This window comes from Desulfovulcanus sp., from assembly GCF_982781345.1.
The window spans coordinates 1-16,059 of sequence record NZ_CEYAEZ010000063.1; the positions used below are offsets into that span (position 1 = coordinate 1).

A 16,059-nucleotide genomic window follows, 5' to 3' on the forward strand; every position below is an offset into this window, starting at 1 on the left:
CCTGGCTACAATATCGGGCCAATTAGGTTTTTGGGGAGTAAGTTTCATCCAGGAACCAGTCAAACATGGCAGTTCTAACTTTTCAGCCTCTTTTAAGCCGTGACCGGTGAGCACCAGAATAGAGCTCTTAAATCCACAATTGCGGCCGAAGAGGATATCAGCCTCTTTGTCACCAATCATAATGCTTTCTTTTGGATCAAGGTCAAATTTCTTCTTTAGCTTATCCCACATGAGAGTTTTTGGCTTGCGGCAGTGGCAATTTTCATCAGGTCGGTGCGGACAATATCGGGTGGCAGTAAAATTCACCTGGAAAGTAGCAAGTAGTTCTCCTAGCTTTCCCTGAACCGCCAGGTAATCTTCTACCTTAAAATATTCCCGGCCAATACCACTCTGGTTCGTAATCAAAAATAAACGGCATCCTTGTTTTTGCATGGCTGCCAGGGTTGAGCCTGCTTCTGGGATGAGTTCTACTTCTTTTGGGTCGCTAAGGTAGTGTTTTTCAAAGATAATTGTTCCGTCTCGATCCAAAAAAACATTTTTGATTTTCATGGCGATTGTCTTTGTTTGTGTATAAATTTTTGTCGTTGTGAGATGAGCTTTTGGCTTATCTCTTTTTTCGTTCAGGTCAAGCTTGCGAAAGTGTTTAAAGTACACTAAAGTCTAATTTCTCTCATTTTTCTAAGTATAAAAATTTTGTCATTAAATCAGGAGATTAGCAGGGATGCTAAGCTTCTGCCACTTTAACCCTTAGCTCAGTTCAGTCATTTTTACATGTGGGAACTAATTATTGCTGTAGCATTGGCCTCGGGTATTTCAGCAGTCTGTTCAGTTGCTGAGGCTGTTATATATTCTGTCTCGTGGACCTTTATTGAACGGTTAAAAGGTCTGGGTCGCAAAAGTGGTCAGGTATTACATGAATTACGTTCGAACATAGAGCAGCCCATCACGGCAATCTTGACTTTAAACACCATTGCTAACACTGCCGGAGCTGCTGTTGCCGGGGCTGCCGCGGCAGAAGTCTTTGGCCAGGAAAATCTTTTTTATTTTTCTATATTTTTTACTCTTTTTATTCTTATTTTTTCAGAAATTATCCCCAAAACTATCGGGGTTGTCTATAATGAAAAGTTGGCCCCGGTCTTTGCCAAGCCTCTTTTATATTTAGTCCTGTTTTTAAAGCCAGTAATAAGTCTTTGTCGTTTTCTGGTTAAGTTTATTGAGAAAAAAAAGGTTACTCCACCAGTTTCGGAAGAAGACTTGTTGGCTGTAATCAGCCTCACTCGTAAAGCCGGAGCCATCAAACCCTACGAAGAGCAGTCCATTCAAAATATCTTGTCCTTGGACAAAAAAACAGTCAAGGATATTATGACTCCACGCATGGTAGTCTTTTCCTTGCCGGCCCACCTGACTGTTGCCGAGGCCAGGAAGGCCAAGACTATATGGCCACATAGCCGTATCCCTGTGTACGCAGACGATGATCCTGAAGATATTGTGGGTATAGTATATCGCCGCGAGGTTTTGGAGGCTCTAGCTAACGACCAGGATGAGTTAAAGCTTGAGGACTTGATGAAACCAGTTCATTTTGTGCTGGAGAGCTTGACTTTAGATCGCTTACTGATCAAATTTCTGGAGTCGAGGATGCATTTATTTGTGGTTTTGGATGAGTACGGCGGAGTTGCTGGTGTAGTTACTTTAGAAGATGTGTTGGAAGAAATTTTAGGGAAAGAGATTGTGGATGAAACCGATCAAGTAGTGGATATGCGCCAGTTGGCCCGAGAACAGCGAAAGAAGTTAATAGGTAGCTGAATTTAGATTGTTTTGTGACTTAAATTGTGCGTTTTTTTGTAGTTTAAAGTTTGAGATTGTTTCGTCGCTTCGCTCATGCTTGCTCCTCTCAATGACAGGATGAGCGCTAAGTCATTGCGAGGGCAGCGATGCTGCCCGTGGAATCTCACCCATTGGAAGAAAGTCGTTGGCTCAAAATGTACTTTTATTCCAATATGTTTAATGCAAGGCTCAATTAAAAATCGTTCAATTTAGGAGAGGAATACAGCGAAAAACTATATTTCGCACAAATGTTATAGGGGGAGTTGAAAGTGGGTAAAAAAAATAACCAAAAATGGATATATATCGTAGCTTTCGCCCTTGTTTTTTCTGGAATAGGATACTTGGTTTGGTCCGGGCTTTCGCAAAACAGTGTCTATTTTTTAAAAGTTTCAGAAGCCCTGGCCATGGGGACAGAAAATTTAAGTCAGGCCCGGCTATTTGGTAAGGTATCCGCAAAAGAAATTATTAGGGAAGAAAGTGGGTTGGGTGTGACCTTTAACCTGGTTGACAAGGACGATCAATCAAAGTTTATAAAAGTTAAATACTTAGGTGCTGTACCTGATACTTTTAAGCCAGGTGTAGAGGTGATTGTGGAGGGTAAGATTGCATCAGATGGCCAATTGTTTTTGGCCAAAACCCTTATGACCAAGTGCCCATCCAAATATAAGAAAAAGGCTCCTTAGGGAACGCCCATGCAGTCACGTCAGGGGCGGGATGGATGAAAGAACTGGGGATCAGGATGGGTGAGCCCATCCTCTTTTTTTATATAACTAAGCTAGAGTAAGGTGAATTAAAAATGCATTTTATTGCCTTTTTTTCTCTTCTATTATCTCTTTTGGTTCTGATTTTGTTAGGTGGGGCAGGTTTTTATCAAGTATTAAAGCGAAATAATGGCCAGAGTGAGCTAAATATACTCGCCTGGATGGAGCGGGGCCAGATAGCGTCGCTAGCTTTAATTAGTTTAAGCTCTCTCATTCTCTTTTGGGCCTTGGGGATACGGGATTTTTCCTTTGCTTATGTCCATGATTATACTGATGAGTTCTTGCCTTTATTTTATGCCCTGACTGCCTTTTGGGCCGGGCAGGATGGTTCTTTTCTGTTTTGGTCCTGGGTTTTATCTATCCTGGGCTTTTGTTTTATATTTTCACCAACTTATAAAGAGCTAGACTCGAAAACCAAGGTCTTCTTTTGGGGATTTTATTTTTTGGTTGAGGCCTTCTTTCTACTTATGCTTACCGGCCCCAGCAATCCCTTTTTAAAACTTGTTCCCACCCCAACGTCTGGTAAGGGGTTGAATCCGCTTCTCCAAAATCCAGGCATGATTTTTCACCCGCCACTTTTATTTTTAGGTTATGCTGGCTTTACCATCCCCACTTGTCTAGCTTTTGCCAATTGGGTTACTGGTGACCAATTTTCCTGGATGAGGCAGGGACGTAATTGGATTTTATTTGCCTGGATCGCTTTGAGCGCAGGTATAATCTTAGGCGCATGGTGGTCTTATATGGAGCTTGGCTGGGGTGGATATTGGGCATGGGACCCGGTTGAAAACGCATCGTTAATACCCTGGTTGATAAGCACGGCCTATTTACACACAGCAGTAATCGGACGTCAAAAAAGAGCCCTGGCAAGGACCAATTTATTTTTTATGGCCTTAAGCCTTATTAGCTGCTTTTTTGCCACTTTCTTGGTGCGAAGCAACGTTATTGATTCATTGCACGCCTTTGGTAGTAAAGGAGTAGGAGTTCCCCTTTTATGGTTGATGTTTCTTTCGTTTCTAGTCACATTTTTTCTAATGTTCACAGTAAAAGAAAACAGTAAGGCGATGGATGCTCCCTTGAGCAGGCAGGGGGCCATGCTTCTTTTTAGTTGGCTCTTTATAGCTCTAGGGTTGATTGTCGTTCTGGGAACTATGTGGCCTGTAATCTCCAGCCTCTGGACCAGTAATACAGTGGGACTGGAGGCCGGTTTCTATAACCGAGTCTGTCTGCCTTTATTTGTAGTTATGTCACTTCTCCTTTGTATCTGTCCCTGGCTGAAATGGAAAAGGGGTCTAACGGATCCGAAATTTGGTTTTATAATAGCACTTTTTTTGCTTTCAAGCTTTATAGTTCTGTGGATATCAGGGATAAGAGATATCTTACCTCTTTTGGGTGCCGGTTCAGCCATAACTATTTGCCTGTCTATTGTACTCCTTTTTATGCGCCAGCAAGCATTAAGGAGGCAAAGGGTATATTGGGGTATTTATGGAGTACATCTGGGTATAGCCTTGATCGTTCTGGGCATTTCTTTTTCTGGTCCGTATAAACAGGAAAAAGAAGTTATCTTATCCCTAAATAAAACAGTGTCCATAAAAGAATATGAAGTAAAATACATCGATTTTAAAGAAGAATTTACTCCAGGCATGGCCATTTATGAGGCTAAGCTAGAAGTTTATAAAGATGGGAAAAAAATCGGGGAATTATTTCCGCAAAAAAGGATTTATCGCAATTTCGAACAACCCTTTGCCGAGGTTTCTGTCTTGCCCTCTTTGGGTGATGAACTTTACGCTACCCTTTTAGGTTTTGATGAAAGTAAGGTCATAAGTCTGAAAATTAGTGTCAATCCCCTGATTAACTGGATTTGGATTGGCGGGACCATTGTTTGTATCCTTGGCTTCTTAGCGATGAACAGGAGAGGGACGTTGAGAGCTTAAAAGATGAGTGTAAAAGAATTCAAATCTGTTACCAGGGCCAATATCCCTGAGCCTGACGCAGAGCTTCCGGCCAGGCAGTTGTTGGTCAGCTTAAAAAATGTAGCTCATTTTTTTGGCCAGAGATTGATTTTTAAAGATATTAGTCTGGAAATTCTCTCCGGACGTGTTTATATTTTGGCCGGACCCAATGGCGCGGGTAAATCAACTTTGCTTAAAATTATGGCGGAGATCATTGAGCCTAGCCAAGGAGAAGTGAGGCTCACACTTCCCAGGGAGCAGATTGCCTATCTAGGTCATCAAACTTTTATTTATTCTTCTCTTTCTGCCCTTGAAAACCTTAACTTTTGGAATTCTCTGTATGGCTTGAGTCTTAGTGAAGATGAACTTATCCAGATATTAAAACGTGTTGGTCTTGGGGCTTTTGTATATGAGAAAGCAGGAAATTTTTCTCGCGGGATGGCCCAAAGGCTAAGTCTTGCCAGGGTTATCATGCTAAAACCCAGACTCCTGTTTTTAGATGAGCCAGGCACCGGTTTGGATAAAGACTCTCGTGACCGTTTGATTTCAGAGATCGAAACAGTCCGTAAAGATGGCGCCGGAGTTGTTTGGATAAGTCATGATATGGAAGAGTTTTCCTTTTCTGATCATATCTTTTTACTTCAGGGGAAAAAGATTGTCTTTTCCGGACCAAGCGAGGATTTTTCTTTAGAGGGGGCCAATGACTCTTAAAACCTGGGCTATTGTCCGCAAAGACCTGCAACTTATCTTTTCTGGTGGAGGAGGGCTGGTACAGGCCGTTCTTTTGGGGTTGCTACTCATTTTTGTCTTTAGCCTGGCCAATCCTGTGGGCGAAAAGGTTTCGCCTCAAGGGGCAGCAGCAATCTTCTGGCTGGCCTCAAGCTTTGCCCTTATCCTTGTATTTAATACCCTGTATTCTGTAGAGGAGGAAAATCTCTCCCGCATTGGTTTAATTTTGGCTCCAATTCCAGTGCAAATGATCTGGGTAGGCAAGGCTGTGGCCGGAGCTTTGTTGTTGATCTTGGCTCAGATAGTTTTTTTGCCAGCAGTGGTCGTGTTTTTAGGGCAAGAAACCCTGATTTCCTGGCCAAAGGCCCTGATTTTACTCTTGGGCGTAGACTGGGGGTTAGTTAGTATTGGTTCTCTTTTAGGTGCTGTTTCTCAAGGCCATAATACCAAGGACTCTCTTTTGAGTATTATAGTTTTTCCTCTTCTTATTCCGCTTCTTCTGGCTGGAATTCGTCTAGGTGCTTTATATTTCGGGGCTACCTTAGAGAGTCCCGGATCCTGGTTCGGCCTTATTTTTTCTTTTGACGCTCTGTTTACCGGAGCCGCACTTATTTTATTTCCTTTTATCTATACCGGGGAATAGAGAGCCTGTGGCCAAACCCTATTTTAATCGTTGATTGAAAGTTTTGATTTCTGAAATGCATTACAAATGGCATGGGTCCAAGTCTTTGTACCAGCGTGAAAGAAATCAAGACTAGAATAAACCATGGAAATGTTGATAAAAAGGTTCGGCCACAGGCTCTAAGATCGGGGTTACGAGCGGGACGATTGATTTTTGGGAAGAATGTAGAGGAATTTGGGAAGATAAGTTAAGGGATTTATAAAGTTAATAAACTCAAAAGGAGTGTGGTTTGTCCGCAATACTTGCAGTATTAGCTTTGATTGGCCTGATTGCATCCCAGTATTTCATCTGGGTCTATGCTCCACTAGAAGAAACAATGGGTTTAGTACAAAAAATATTTTATTTTCATCTTCCACTGGCTTGGTGGGCCTTATTCAGCTTTTTTGTGGTTTTTGCGGCAAGTATTTTATTCTTGTTTAAAGAAGATAGTAAATGGGATGCCTTGGCGGGAGCTTCTGCAGAATTTGGCGTGGTGCTCAGTACCTTGGCCTTGATAAGTGGATCTCTTTGGGGGCGCGCTGCCTGGAATACATGGTGGACCTGGGACCCGCGCTTGACCACGACTTTAGTCATGTGGTTTGTCTACAGCGGATATTTAGTTTTACGAACTGCCCCCTTAAATGAGCAGAAAAGGAAAAAAATTTGCGCGGCTTTGGGGATAGTTGCATTTTTGGATGTCCCTCTGGTCTTTTTTTCGGCCAGGCTTTGGCGTAGTATTCATCCTGCTGTCTTTGCTGCTAAGGGGGGAGGATTAGAGCCTGAAATGTGGCATACTGTAATTATTTGCGTTATTGCTTGGGGTTTTTTGACTTTATCTGTTATTGGGCTGCGCTGGAGACAGATTATCATAGATCAGAGAGTAAAAGATTTAATCAAGTTTTGAGTTACATTTTAGCGTCCAACTTTTAACTTGGGAGTAACGGGGAGAGAAGTGAAGTATTTGATTATTAGCAATGTAATCATTTGGCTGGGAATCGGTGGCTATTTATTTTTTCTGGCTACCAAGGCAAAAAAGTTAGAAAGAAAACTTAAGCAACTGGAGTTATTAAATAATGAGTAGGGCATTGAATCTAATAAATATTCAAAAAACTGTAAGTCTTTTTGGTTTAGGGTGCTTGCTTCTGATCTTTGTTTCTTCACTTGTTTATAGAGTAAAATCCCCTTCTCTGACTCTTGTTGTCCATAACAAGCAGGAACAGGCCCAGAATCCAATGATGGAGATAGTCTCTCTAATGCAGACGCTGGAAAAAGAACCTGATAATATCCAAGTCTTAACATCTCTTGGAAACAGATTCATGTATATGCGTGCTTGGGAAAAGGCCATGGATTTTTGGGGCAGAGTTTTAGACATCGAACCAGAGAATAAAATGGCTTTAAATCAAATAGGGGTTTGTTATTTTGAGTTGGGTAAATATCCACAGGCAAGAGATACATTCTTAAAATTAATTAAAATTGATAACAAAAACTACAGAGCTTACTATAACCTGGCTATTATATATAAATATTATCTAGATAATAAGGATGAGGCCAAGAAGTATTTACAAAAAATCTTAGACATGCGACCTGATGATAAAGAATTATTAGAAGCAGTGCAAAGAGAAATGCATAGTCCAAAAAAAGATTAATTTTAGATTTTGGCAGGTTACCTGATGCAACTGCAATAATTAAAATTTTACAGTTTTGACAAACATCTTCATCTTGTAACCTGTTCAAATAATTCAACATTCATCATTCAAAATTCAACATTGCCTCCAAAAAGTCCCTTTTTGCAGGCGCATCTTACCTGTTTGTGAAAGAATTAAGATAACAAGAATAGGATAGAGGACTGAGCCTGTTGAATGAAAATACCTTTATGGCAGAAAGTTCAAAGATGTTGAGGTGTTTGATGAAGAACCTGTTTTTTGAGAGATAGTGGGGCTCAAGGAAAGAATGATTGGAGGATAAGAAATCAAAAAAATTTTATAGTCTTGAACTTGCGTCTATCTAAAGCCGTACAGACAAAATTAAAACTCTAAATAACAGTTCCTCAACCCAGACAGTTTGTTTGACAGGTATTATTGCTTGATGATAGCTACGCAGCACTCAGTAACCAAAGGTGAAGAGGGCTTGATGCTCTAAAAATATCATAAAAATCTTAGGAGGTTAAGATGAACAGAAATTTTGCAGGCAAGATGTTGGGCCGCTTATTTTTATCCGTGGCCCTGGTTGTCCTTGGTGCAGGCTTGGTTTTTGCCGGGGAAACAATCAAAATTGGTGTGGCAGGTCCGCATAGTGGCGACCTGGCCTCTTATGGTCTGCCCTCAATAAATGCAGCAAAACTGGTGATTGACAAGTATAACGCTAAAGGTGGCATTTTAGGTAAAAAAATCGAAATGGTTAAAGAAGATGATCAGTGTAAACCCGAGTTGGCCACTAATGTTGCTACAAAGCTTGTTTCAGATGGTGTTGCTGGAGTAATTGGGCATATTTGTAGTGGTGCTACAAAGGCGGCTTTGACTATTTATAAGGATGCTAAAATCGTAGCTATCTCTCCTGCTTCTACCAACCCACCGCTCACTCAAAGCGGCATGTATCCCAATTTTTTCAGAACCATAGCTCCTGACGATGCCCAGGCTAAACTGGATGTTGATTTTGTCTTGAATTATTTAAAGGCGAAAAAGGTTGCCATTATTCACGACAAGGGTGATTACGGCAAGGGACTGGCAACAATGGAGAAAAAGTTTATAGAGCAGGATGGTCGGGCTAAAGTAGTTCTCTTTGAAGGTGTGACACCGGGCGGTGTTGATTATTCAGCAGTAGTGCAAAAAATCAAAAGGGCCAAACCGGATGTCGTGCTTTTTGGCGGTTACCATCCAGAGGCATCTAAAATTGTGACTACAATGCGTAGAAAAAGAGTCAAAATTCCTTTCTTGGCAGGTGATGGGGTAAAAGATATATCTTTTATTAAAGTGGCCGGCAAATATGCAGAAGGCGTTTACGCGTCTGGACCTAGAGATGTTTCCAATAATCCGGAATATAAGGAAGCAGTTAAAGAGCACAAAAAAGTGTTTGGCACCGATCCTGGACCTTTCTTTGAAAATGCTTATGCAGCAACAGAAGCCCTGTTGAATGCTATTGAGAAGGCTGGTTCAACAAAATATGAATCTATTGTTAAAGTTTTACGTACTCAGTATGTAAGCACCCCATTAGGTAAAATTAAATTTGATGCAAAAGGTGATGCTGAAGGCGTAGGATTTTCTGTTTACCAGGTTCAAAATGGTAAATTTGTAGAGGTTAAATAGGTTATAACCATTGATGGCTCTGATGCGCCTATCCTACCTTGAACGGATAGGCGCATCATATTTTATACTTAAGTACTTAAATTTAACCAATAACTTAAAACTAAAACATCACAGTTAGAGAAAAAAATGGATTACTTTCTCGAATTATTTTTTGGGGGCTTAACAAAAGGTAGTATTTACGCATTAATCGCCCTGGGCTATACCATGGTCTATGGTATTATCGAACTAATAAATTTCGCCCATGGTGAAATTTATATGATCGGAGCCTTTACAGCGCTAATTGTAGCCGGAGTTTTGTCACTTTTAGGTTTAAATACAGTCTCTATTCTTATCTTAGCAACCCTGATTGCTGTAGTTTATTCTTCTGCTTATGGATATACCGTTGAGAAAATAGCTTATAAGCCTTTGCGTAATGCTCCAAGGCTATCGCCTCTCATTAGTGCCATTGGGATGTCCATTTTTTTGCAGAATTATGTTCTGCTGGCTCAGACTTCAGATTTCTTGCCATTTCCCAATCTTATTCCTGAATTTGAGTTTATGGAACCATACTATCATATTATGGGATCAGCTGAGCTGGTGATAATTTTGACTACCGCTGTAGTCATGGTTTTATTGACTTTTTTGATCAAGTTTACCCGTATTGGAAAGGCCATGCGGGCAACTGCTCAAAACAAGAAGATGGCCATGTTGACCGGGGTTAATGTGGACCGGGTCATCTCCATGACTTTTGTTATAGGCTCGGCGTTGGCTGCCATAGGTGGAGTTTTGATTGCCTCCTATGTTGGACAAATAAATTTTTATATCGGGTTTATTGCCGGAATTAAGGCTTTTACCGCTGCAGTACTAGGAGGAATTGGTAGTATCCCTGGCGCAGTTTTAGGGGCGCTTGTCCTGGGCTGGACAGAAAGTTTTGCAACTGGCTATGTTTCCAGTGATTATGAAGATGTATTCGCCTTTTGTCTTTTAGTGTTGATCCTCATTTTCCGTCCTGCTGGTATCTTGGGCAGGTCAACGACACAAAAAGTTTAGCTTTTGTTGATTGGTTGAATGGTGAAATGGCTGAAAGGTCGATTGGTTTATTGACACATGTGAATTTAGAGTAACATTTAATTTTTTTTGTAGTTACTTTTTAATTAATTGCGATCACATACAACGATAAACTAATCAACCAGTCCGCTAATAACCAATTAACTAAAAATAATTAAACTAGTTATAGAGGAGCTAATGTCAGGCTTAAAAAAATCCATTCTTGTTTCTTTATGGTTTATGTTTCTTACTTTTCCCATCATGGTGATTCGGGTTGATACTATTGAGGGTATTGTCCAATGGAGGTGGAAGAATTTGCTCTTGGTGGGAGTGGGAAGTTTTTTTCTTTCTTTTTTGTGGCGCTACCTTCTAGAGAGAAAAGAAAAGGGCGCAAAGAAAAAAGAAATGGGCCAGGCAGAGCTTAGCTTGGTGCAAAAAATAGTATCTGAACCTCGTTACAGTCGACCCGTTTATTTTTTGTTTTTAATTTTTATCCTGATTTTTCCTCTGATTTTTTCTACTTACCAGACCAATATAATGATCTCCGCATTAATTTATGTTCTCCTGGGTCTGGGTCTAAATATTGTTGTCGGTCTGGCCGGACTTTTGGATCTGGGATATGTGGCCTTTTATGCTGTTGGGGCTTATTCTTATGCCTTATTAAACTATCATTATGGGTTAGGTTTTTGGACAGTCTTACCCATCGGTGGTTTTTTAGCTGCTATTTTCGGAATAATTTTGGGCTTTCCTGTCTTAAGGCTTCGTGGTGATTATCTGGCCATTGTCACACTGGGCTTTGGAGAAATCATCAGGCTGGTCTTGGAGAACTGGGATGAATTTTCTTTTGGCCCCAGTGGAATAGCCAATATCCCCAGACCTGGTTTTTTTGGAATTGATTTAGATGTTCAATCGGCTACTATTTATATTTATTATTTGATGGTTATTATGGCTTTGATAACCATATTTGTGGTTAACCGCTTGCAAAATTCCAGACTGGGTCGGGCCTGGCTAGCATTAAGAGAAGATGAAATCGCATGTCAGGCTATGGGCATTGATAAGATAAAAACTAAACTCACCGCCTTTGCTTTAGGCGCGACCTGGGCAGGTTTTGGTGGTGTAATTTTTGCCGCCAAGACTACCTTTATCAATCCAGCCAGTTTTACTTTTCTAGAATCGGCCATAATTTTGTCTATAGTTGTACTTGGTGGCATGGGCTCAATTGTGGGGGTTATTTTAGCCGCATTTATTATGATTCTCCTACCAGAATATTTACGTGCCTTTTCAGATTATCGCATGTTGATATTTGGTGCTTCTATGGTCTTGATGATGGTTTTTAGACCGCAGGGACTTATTGCCAATGTGCGGCGAAAATATCAGTATAATACTAAAAGTCGATTGGACGCCACTTCAAAAAGTAGCACGACTTAATTGCCGCACCATTCAGCGACAATATTAAACGTGAGATAGTGAGAGAGTAAAAAAATTATTCGAGTACTCTTTGATAGAGCATTAGAGTTTTTGCAGGCGAGTCAGGCTGGCTTAATTTGTATAATTTTGTAAAACCTTAAAACATAAAACTAAAAATTGTTTAAGATATGCAGCCAATATTAGATGTTCAAGGAATGAGTATGGACTTTGGGGGCCTACGGGCTCTTAACAGTGTGGACCTGCAGGTCCATCCAAATGAGATAGTTGCGTTAATCGGCCCTAATGGGGCGGGGAAAACTACATTTTTTAATTGTATTACAGGAATTTATGATCCCACTGAAGGAGATATTTATCTTCTGACCAAGGGTAATAAGAGGAAGAGAATTAACGGCTATAAGCCCAATAAGGTTACAGAGTTGGGCATGGCCAGAACTTTTCAGAACATTCGTCTTTTTCCCAATATGACTGTTCTGGAAAATGTAATGATTGGCAGACATTGTCGAACCAGGTCATGGATTTTAGGAGCTATATTTCGTGGAAAATCAACAAAGCAGGAAGAACAGGAGACTATTGATTACAGTTATAAACTCCTGGAGAAAGTGGGATTGGAAAAATATGTAAATGAAGTGGCCATGAATTTACCCTATGGCGCACAAAGACGCTTAGAGATTGCTCGAGCTTTGGCCACCGAACCAATACTACTTCTGCTGGATGAGCCTGCGGCAGGAATGAACCCTCAGGAAACAGCAGAGCTAAAAGATCTTATACAACGAATAAGGGATGAGGAAAACATTGCCATCTTGTTAATAGAACATGATATGAAGTTAGTCATGAATATTTCCGATCTAGTTTATGTCATGGAGTATGGTCGCATGCTAGCTAAAGGTAGGCCAGAAGAGATCAAGGAAAATCCCCAGGTGATCAAGGCTTATCTTGGGGAGGATCATGATGCTTAAGTTAAGAAACATAAACACATTTTACGGTAACATTCAGGCCTTGCATGATGTTTCCCTTGAAGTGAAACAAGGTGAAATCATTACTTTGATAGGGGCCAATGGTGCCGGGAAAACAACCACATTAATGTCTATTTGTGGAGTAGTTCCTCCCAGGTCCGGAGAAATAATCTTTGAAGGCAGGCCAATACATAATATGTCCACAGATCAGATAGTTGCTCTAGGTATTGTTCAAGTACCTGAAGGGCGGCTTATTTTTCCATATATGACTGTGATGGAAAATTTGGACATGGGAGCTTATTTAAGAAAAGATAAAGATGGGATCAAAAAAGACCTGGAATATATATTTGAACTTTTCCCTATTTTGGCCCAGAGAAGGAACCAGCAAGGTGGCACGTTAAGTGGTGGAGAGCAGCAGATGTTGGCGATTTCCAGGGCTTTAATGGCCAGGCCAAGGCTTTTGCTTTTGGATGAACCTTCGCTGGGACTGGCTCCTTTGGTTATAAAACAGATTTTTGAAATAATTAAAAAGATTAATAGAGAGAGTAATACGACAATCTTTTTGGTGGAGCAAAATGCCCATCAGGCCTTGAAGATCGCTCATCGAGGCTATGTCATGGAAAATGGGCGCATTACTCTGGAGGATTCAGCCTCAAATTTACTAGACAACGAAGAAGTTAAAAAGGCCTATTTAGGTCTCTAGGATTATATTCGATCTTGTTGAGTAGATTAAGATTAGTGTTAAGAGGCTGACAATTTGACCTTTGCGTGATATATCTTTTTGCTACTAAGCTTTCACTCATTTACATATTTACTCACTAAATCCATTACCTTAAAATTTCTGGAGGACATTATGGAAAAGATAACAGGTCCCGGTTTAACTTTTGATGACGTACTTTTACTTCCTAATTATTCAGAAGTTCTGCCCGATCAGGTAGACTTGCAAACAAAGCTTACTCCGGGAATCGTTTTAAATATACCACTGATTAGTGCAGCCATGGATACAGTCACGGAATCCAGAATGGCTATTTCCATGGCCAGGGCAGGAGGTGTTGGAGTCATCCACAAAAATATGTCCATTGAGCGACAGAAGCTGGAAGTGGAGAAGGTAAAAAAATCTGAAAGTGGTATGATAATAGATCCCGTGACTGTTTCTCCTGAAGATAATGTAGGTTATGTGCTCAAGCTGATGTCTGAATACCGTATCTCCGGTCTTCCTGTGGTCGAGGATGATCAATTGCGAGGGATTGTAACCAACAGGGATGTGCGTTTTGTTCAGGACATGACTACCAAGGTTAAAGAAGTTATGACCAGCGAGAACCTGGTCACAGTGCCTGTTGGAACTACCTTAGAAGAAGCCAAGAAAATTTTGCAGAAAAATAAGATTGAAAAGCTGTTGGTGGTTGACAAAGATAATAAATTGAAAGGGTTAATTACGATAAAAGACATTGAAAAGATAAGAAAATATCCTAATGCATGCAAGGATGAAATTGGTCGCTTAAGGGTTGGTGCCGCAGTTGGCGTAGGCCCTGATCGAGACGCTCGTGTGGAGGCCCTGATAAAGGCTGGAGCTGATTTTATTGTTCTCGATTCTGCGCATGGACACTCAAAAAATATTATACGTTCTGTTGAAGCAATAAGAAAAAATTTCCCCAAGTGTAACCTGGTAGCTGGCAATGTTGCTACATATGAAGGTGCTAGAGCCTTGATTAAGGCGGGGGCGGATACAATTAAGGTGGGTATAGGTCCAGGCTCCATATGTACTACCAGAGTAGTAGCCGGTGTGGGTGTGCCTCAAGTTACAGCCATCATGGAGGCTGTCAAGGCCTGTCGTGAGGCTGACTGTTGTTTGATTGCTGATGGCGGAGTTAAGTTCTCTGGAGATATAGTTAAGGCAATTGCTGCAGGTGCTGACTCTGTAATGATGGGTAGTATGTTGGCCGGGACCGAGGAAAGCCCAGGAGAAACAGTGTTATACCAGGGACGAACTTACAAGATTTATAGAGGCATGGGCTCAATTGATGCCATGAAAGAAGGCAGTTCGGATCGTTATTTTCAGGACAAAGCTCACAAACTTGTTCCCGAAGGAATTGTGGGGCGGGTTCCCTTTAAAGGGCCAGTCAGTGAGACTATTTACCAGCTTATCGGTGGCTTGCGTGCCGGAATGGGATATGTTGGCTGTGCAAGTGTTAAGGAACTGCAAGAAAAGGCGAGATTTGTGCGCATTACTCTAGCAGGGTTAAGAGAGAGTCATGTTCATGACGTCATTATCACCAAAGAGGCCCCAAACTATAGAATTGAAGATTATTAGGTTGTATTTATCTCGTTGGGCGGCGAATTGGACAAGATAAAAGATATTAAATTTGTTTATCGTTTTTATAAACTCTAGAAGTTTGAGCGTTGAATTATATTGATGGTTCTTTTTTCAAAACTTTAAAAATCAATTTATTGTAGTTACACCAACTCTTACGGATTTTATAAACTTTTATTAAAAGAGCATGTAATTACATATTATAAATTGAGGAAAGGTAATTATGCATATTGAAGATAAAGTAATTATTCTTGATTTTGGGTCCCAGTATACCCAATTAATAGCTAGGAGGATCAGGGAAGCTGGTGTTTATTCAGAAATTCATCCCTGTACTATAGATATAGATGAACTAAAAAGTTTATCTCCTAAGGCTATAATTTTGTCCGGTGGCCCAGCAAGTGTCTGTGAACTTGATGCTCCAAAGATTGATTCGGAAGTGTTTGAGTGGGGACTTCCTATCCTTGGTATTTGTTATGGGATGCAGCTTATTGCTCAGATGTTTAAGGGTGAGGTAACTCCTGCAAAGGATAGGGAATACGGTCGCTCCGAACTGGAGATACTCTCAGATTCTCCTCTGTGGGAGGGCCTTGAGGTTAAAGATAAACTAACCGTGTGGATGTCCCATGGTGATACGGTCCTGAGTCCTCCTCCAGGCTTCGAAATTTTGGCTAAGACAGAAAGCATCGATGTAGCAGCTATAGGTAATGCTCAGAAAAATATATATGCTCTCCAATTTCATCCGGAGGTGGCTCACACAGAACAAGGGGATAGAATTATTAACAACTTCTTATTTAAGATTGCAGGATTAAAACCTACATGGTCTATGTCTTCTTTTATTGATTCAACAATAAAAAGTCTTCGTGAGCAGATTGGAGATGATCATGTAGTCTGCGCTTTAAGTGGTGGTATCGATTCCACTGTGGTGGCTGTTCTGTTAAATAAGGCTATTGGCAAAAGGCTTCATTGTATTTTTGTTGACAATGGTGTTTTGCGCTTGAATGAAGGCGAGGAAGTTGTAAGCTATTTGCGCGAACATTTTGATTTGAATTTGAAGTATGTTTAAGCTCAGGATCTTTTTCTCGGGCGGCTAAAGGGTGTTGAAGATCCCGAAGAAA

At 40.8% G+C, this 16,059-nt stretch carries 15 protein-coding genes and 1 pseudogene; 15 read left to right on the forward strand and 1 reads right to left on the reverse strand.

Annotated elements, in window-relative coordinates; translation table 11 throughout:
- A partial coding sequence (locus AC3WVG_RS09500) for a D-glycero-alpha-D-manno-heptose-1,7-bisphosphate 7-phosphatase (protein ID WP_488797893.1) occupies window positions 1-549 on the reverse strand: 549 nt, incomplete at its 3' end.
- Window positions 550-771: 222 nt separating this feature from the next.
- Here AC3WVG_RS09500 and AC3WVG_RS09505 point away from each other — a divergent pair.
- From AC3WVG_RS09505 to guaA, 15 genes and pseudogenes are all read left to right on the forward strand, one after another.
- Window positions 772-1,803, forward strand: coding sequence for a hemolysin family protein (locus AC3WVG_RS09505; protein ID WP_488797894.1), 1,032 nt, complete (start codon window positions 772-774; stop codon window positions 1,801-1,803).
- Between the two features lie 290 nt (window positions 1,804-2,093).
- Complete coding sequence (locus AC3WVG_RS09510; protein WP_488797895.1) at window positions 2,094-2,507, forward strand: cytochrome c maturation protein CcmE; 414 nt, start codon at window positions 2,094-2,096, stop codon at window positions 2,505-2,507.
- Between the two features lie 113 nt (window positions 2,508-2,620).
- On the forward strand, window positions 2,621-4,516 hold the full coding sequence (locus AC3WVG_RS09515) for a heme lyase CcmF/NrfE family subunit (protein WP_488797896.1): 1,896 nt from the start codon (window positions 2,621-2,623) through the stop codon (window positions 4,514-4,516).
- Window positions 4,517-4,519: 3 nt separating this feature from the next.
- The gene (locus AC3WVG_RS09520) at window positions 4,520-5,245 is read left to right on the forward strand and encodes an ABC transporter ATP-binding protein (protein ID WP_488797897.1); all 726 of its coding nucleotides are present in this window, start codon (window positions 4,520-4,522) and stop codon (window positions 5,243-5,245) included.
- Window positions 5,235-5,906 carry a heme exporter protein CcmB gene (locus tag AC3WVG_RS09525; protein WP_488797898.1) on the forward strand — a complete coding sequence of 224 codons (672 nt, stop codon included), beginning with the start codon at window positions 5,235-5,237 and terminating at the stop codon, window positions 5,904-5,906. Before AC3WVG_RS09520 ends, AC3WVG_RS09525 begins: the two co-directional genes overlap by 11 nt.
- A 268-nt stretch (window positions 5,907-6,174) precedes the next feature.
- Window positions 6,175-6,828, forward strand: coding sequence for a cytochrome c biogenesis protein (locus AC3WVG_RS09530; protein ID WP_488797899.1), 654 nt, complete (start codon window positions 6,175-6,177; stop codon window positions 6,826-6,828).
- A gap of 48 nt (window positions 6,829-6,876) precedes the next feature.
- Window positions 6,877-7,005, forward strand: a complete 129-nt coding sequence (locus AC3WVG_RS09535) for a CcmD family protein (RefSeq protein ID WP_353617274.1) — start codon at window positions 6,877-6,879, stop codon at window positions 7,003-7,005.
- Window positions 6,998-7,570, forward strand: a complete 573-nt coding sequence (locus AC3WVG_RS09540; protein WP_488797900.1) for a tetratricopeptide repeat protein — start codon at window positions 6,998-7,000, stop codon at window positions 7,568-7,570. The genes AC3WVG_RS09535 and AC3WVG_RS09540 overlap by 8 nt, the downstream gene beginning before the upstream one ends.
- Window positions 7,571-8,116: 546 nt before the next feature.
- Window positions 8,117-9,226 (forward strand): branched-chain amino acid ABC transporter substrate-binding protein, encoded by a 1,110-nt coding sequence (locus tag AC3WVG_RS09545; protein WP_488797905.1) that lies wholly within the window; start codon window positions 8,117-8,119, stop codon window positions 9,224-9,226.
- Window positions 9,227-9,352: 126 nt separating this feature from the next.
- On the forward strand, window positions 9,353-10,255 hold the full coding sequence (locus AC3WVG_RS09550; protein ID WP_488797901.1) for a branched-chain amino acid ABC transporter permease: 903 nt from the start codon (window positions 9,353-9,355) through the stop codon (window positions 10,253-10,255).
- A 195-nt stretch (window positions 10,256-10,450) separates the two neighbouring features.
- A complete protein-coding gene (livM, locus tag AC3WVG_RS09555; RefSeq protein ID WP_488797902.1) occupies window positions 10,451-11,680 on the forward strand; it encodes a high-affinity branched-chain amino acid ABC transporter permease LivM in 1,230 nt (409 codons plus the stop codon).
- Between the two features lie 167 nt (window positions 11,681-11,847).
- Window positions 11,848-12,636: an ABC transporter ATP-binding protein gene (locus AC3WVG_RS09560; RefSeq protein WP_488797903.1), complete on the forward strand. Its 789-nt coding sequence runs from the start codon at window positions 11,848-11,850 to the stop codon at window positions 12,634-12,636.
- Window positions 12,629-13,336 carry an ABC transporter ATP-binding protein gene (locus AC3WVG_RS09565; protein WP_252379700.1) on the forward strand — a complete coding sequence of 236 codons (708 nt, stop codon included), beginning with the start codon at window positions 12,629-12,631 and terminating at the stop codon, window positions 13,334-13,336. Before AC3WVG_RS09560 ends, AC3WVG_RS09565 begins: the two co-directional genes overlap by 8 nt.
- Window positions 13,337-13,486: 150 nt before the next feature.
- Complete coding sequence (gene guaB, locus AC3WVG_RS09570; protein WP_488797904.1) at window positions 13,487-14,944, forward strand: IMP dehydrogenase; 1,458 nt, start codon at window positions 13,487-13,489, stop codon at window positions 14,942-14,944.
- A gap of 223 nt (window positions 14,945-15,167) precedes the next feature.
- Window positions 15,168-16,004: pseudogene (guaA, locus tag AC3WVG_RS09575) on the forward strand (glutamine-hydrolyzing GMP synthase); the annotation flags it as partial.
- Between the last annotated feature and the right edge of the window lie 55 nt (window positions 16,005-16,059).

Bases quoted from the DNA above. Each gene is read 5' to 3' on its own strand.
- livM (WP_488797902.1), top strand. From the start codon at position 10,451: ATGTCAGGCTTAAAAAAATCCATTCTTGTTTCTTTATGGTTTATGTTT.
- AC3WVG_RS09550 (WP_488797901.1), top strand. From the start codon at position 9,353: ATGGATTACTTTCTCGAATTATTTTTTGGGGGCTTAACAAAAGGTAGT.
- AC3WVG_RS09545 (WP_488797905.1), top strand. From the start codon at position 8,117: ATGTTGGGCCGCTTATTTTTATCCGTGGCCCTGGTTGTCCTTGGTGCA.
- AC3WVG_RS09520 (WP_488797897.1), top strand. From the start codon at position 4,520: ATGAGTGTAAAAGAATTCAAATCTGTTACCAGGGCCAATATCCCTGAG.
- AC3WVG_RS09505 (WP_488797894.1), top strand. From the start codon at position 772: ATGTGGGAACTAATTATTGCTGTAGCATTGGCCTCGGGTATTTCAGCA.
- AC3WVG_RS09515 (WP_488797896.1), top strand. From the start codon at position 2,621: ATGCATTTTATTGCCTTTTTTTCTCTTCTATTATCTCTTTTGGTTCTG.
- AC3WVG_RS09565 (WP_252379700.1), top strand. From the start codon at position 12,629: ATGCTTAAGTTAAGAAACATAAACACATTTTACGGTAACATTCAGGCC.
- guaB (WP_488797904.1), top strand. From the start codon at position 13,487: ATGGAAAAGATAACAGGTCCCGGTTTAACTTTTGATGACGTACTTTTA.
- AC3WVG_RS09560 (WP_488797903.1), top strand. From the start codon at position 11,848: ATGCAGCCAATATTAGATGTTCAAGGAATGAGTATGGACTTTGGGGGC.
- AC3WVG_RS09540 (WP_488797900.1), top strand. From the start codon at position 6,998: ATGAGTAGGGCATTGAATCTAATAAATATTCAAAAAACTGTAAGTCTT.
- AC3WVG_RS09525 (WP_488797898.1), top strand. From the start codon at position 5,235: ATGACTCTTAAAACCTGGGCTATTGTCCGCAAAGACCTGCAACTTATC.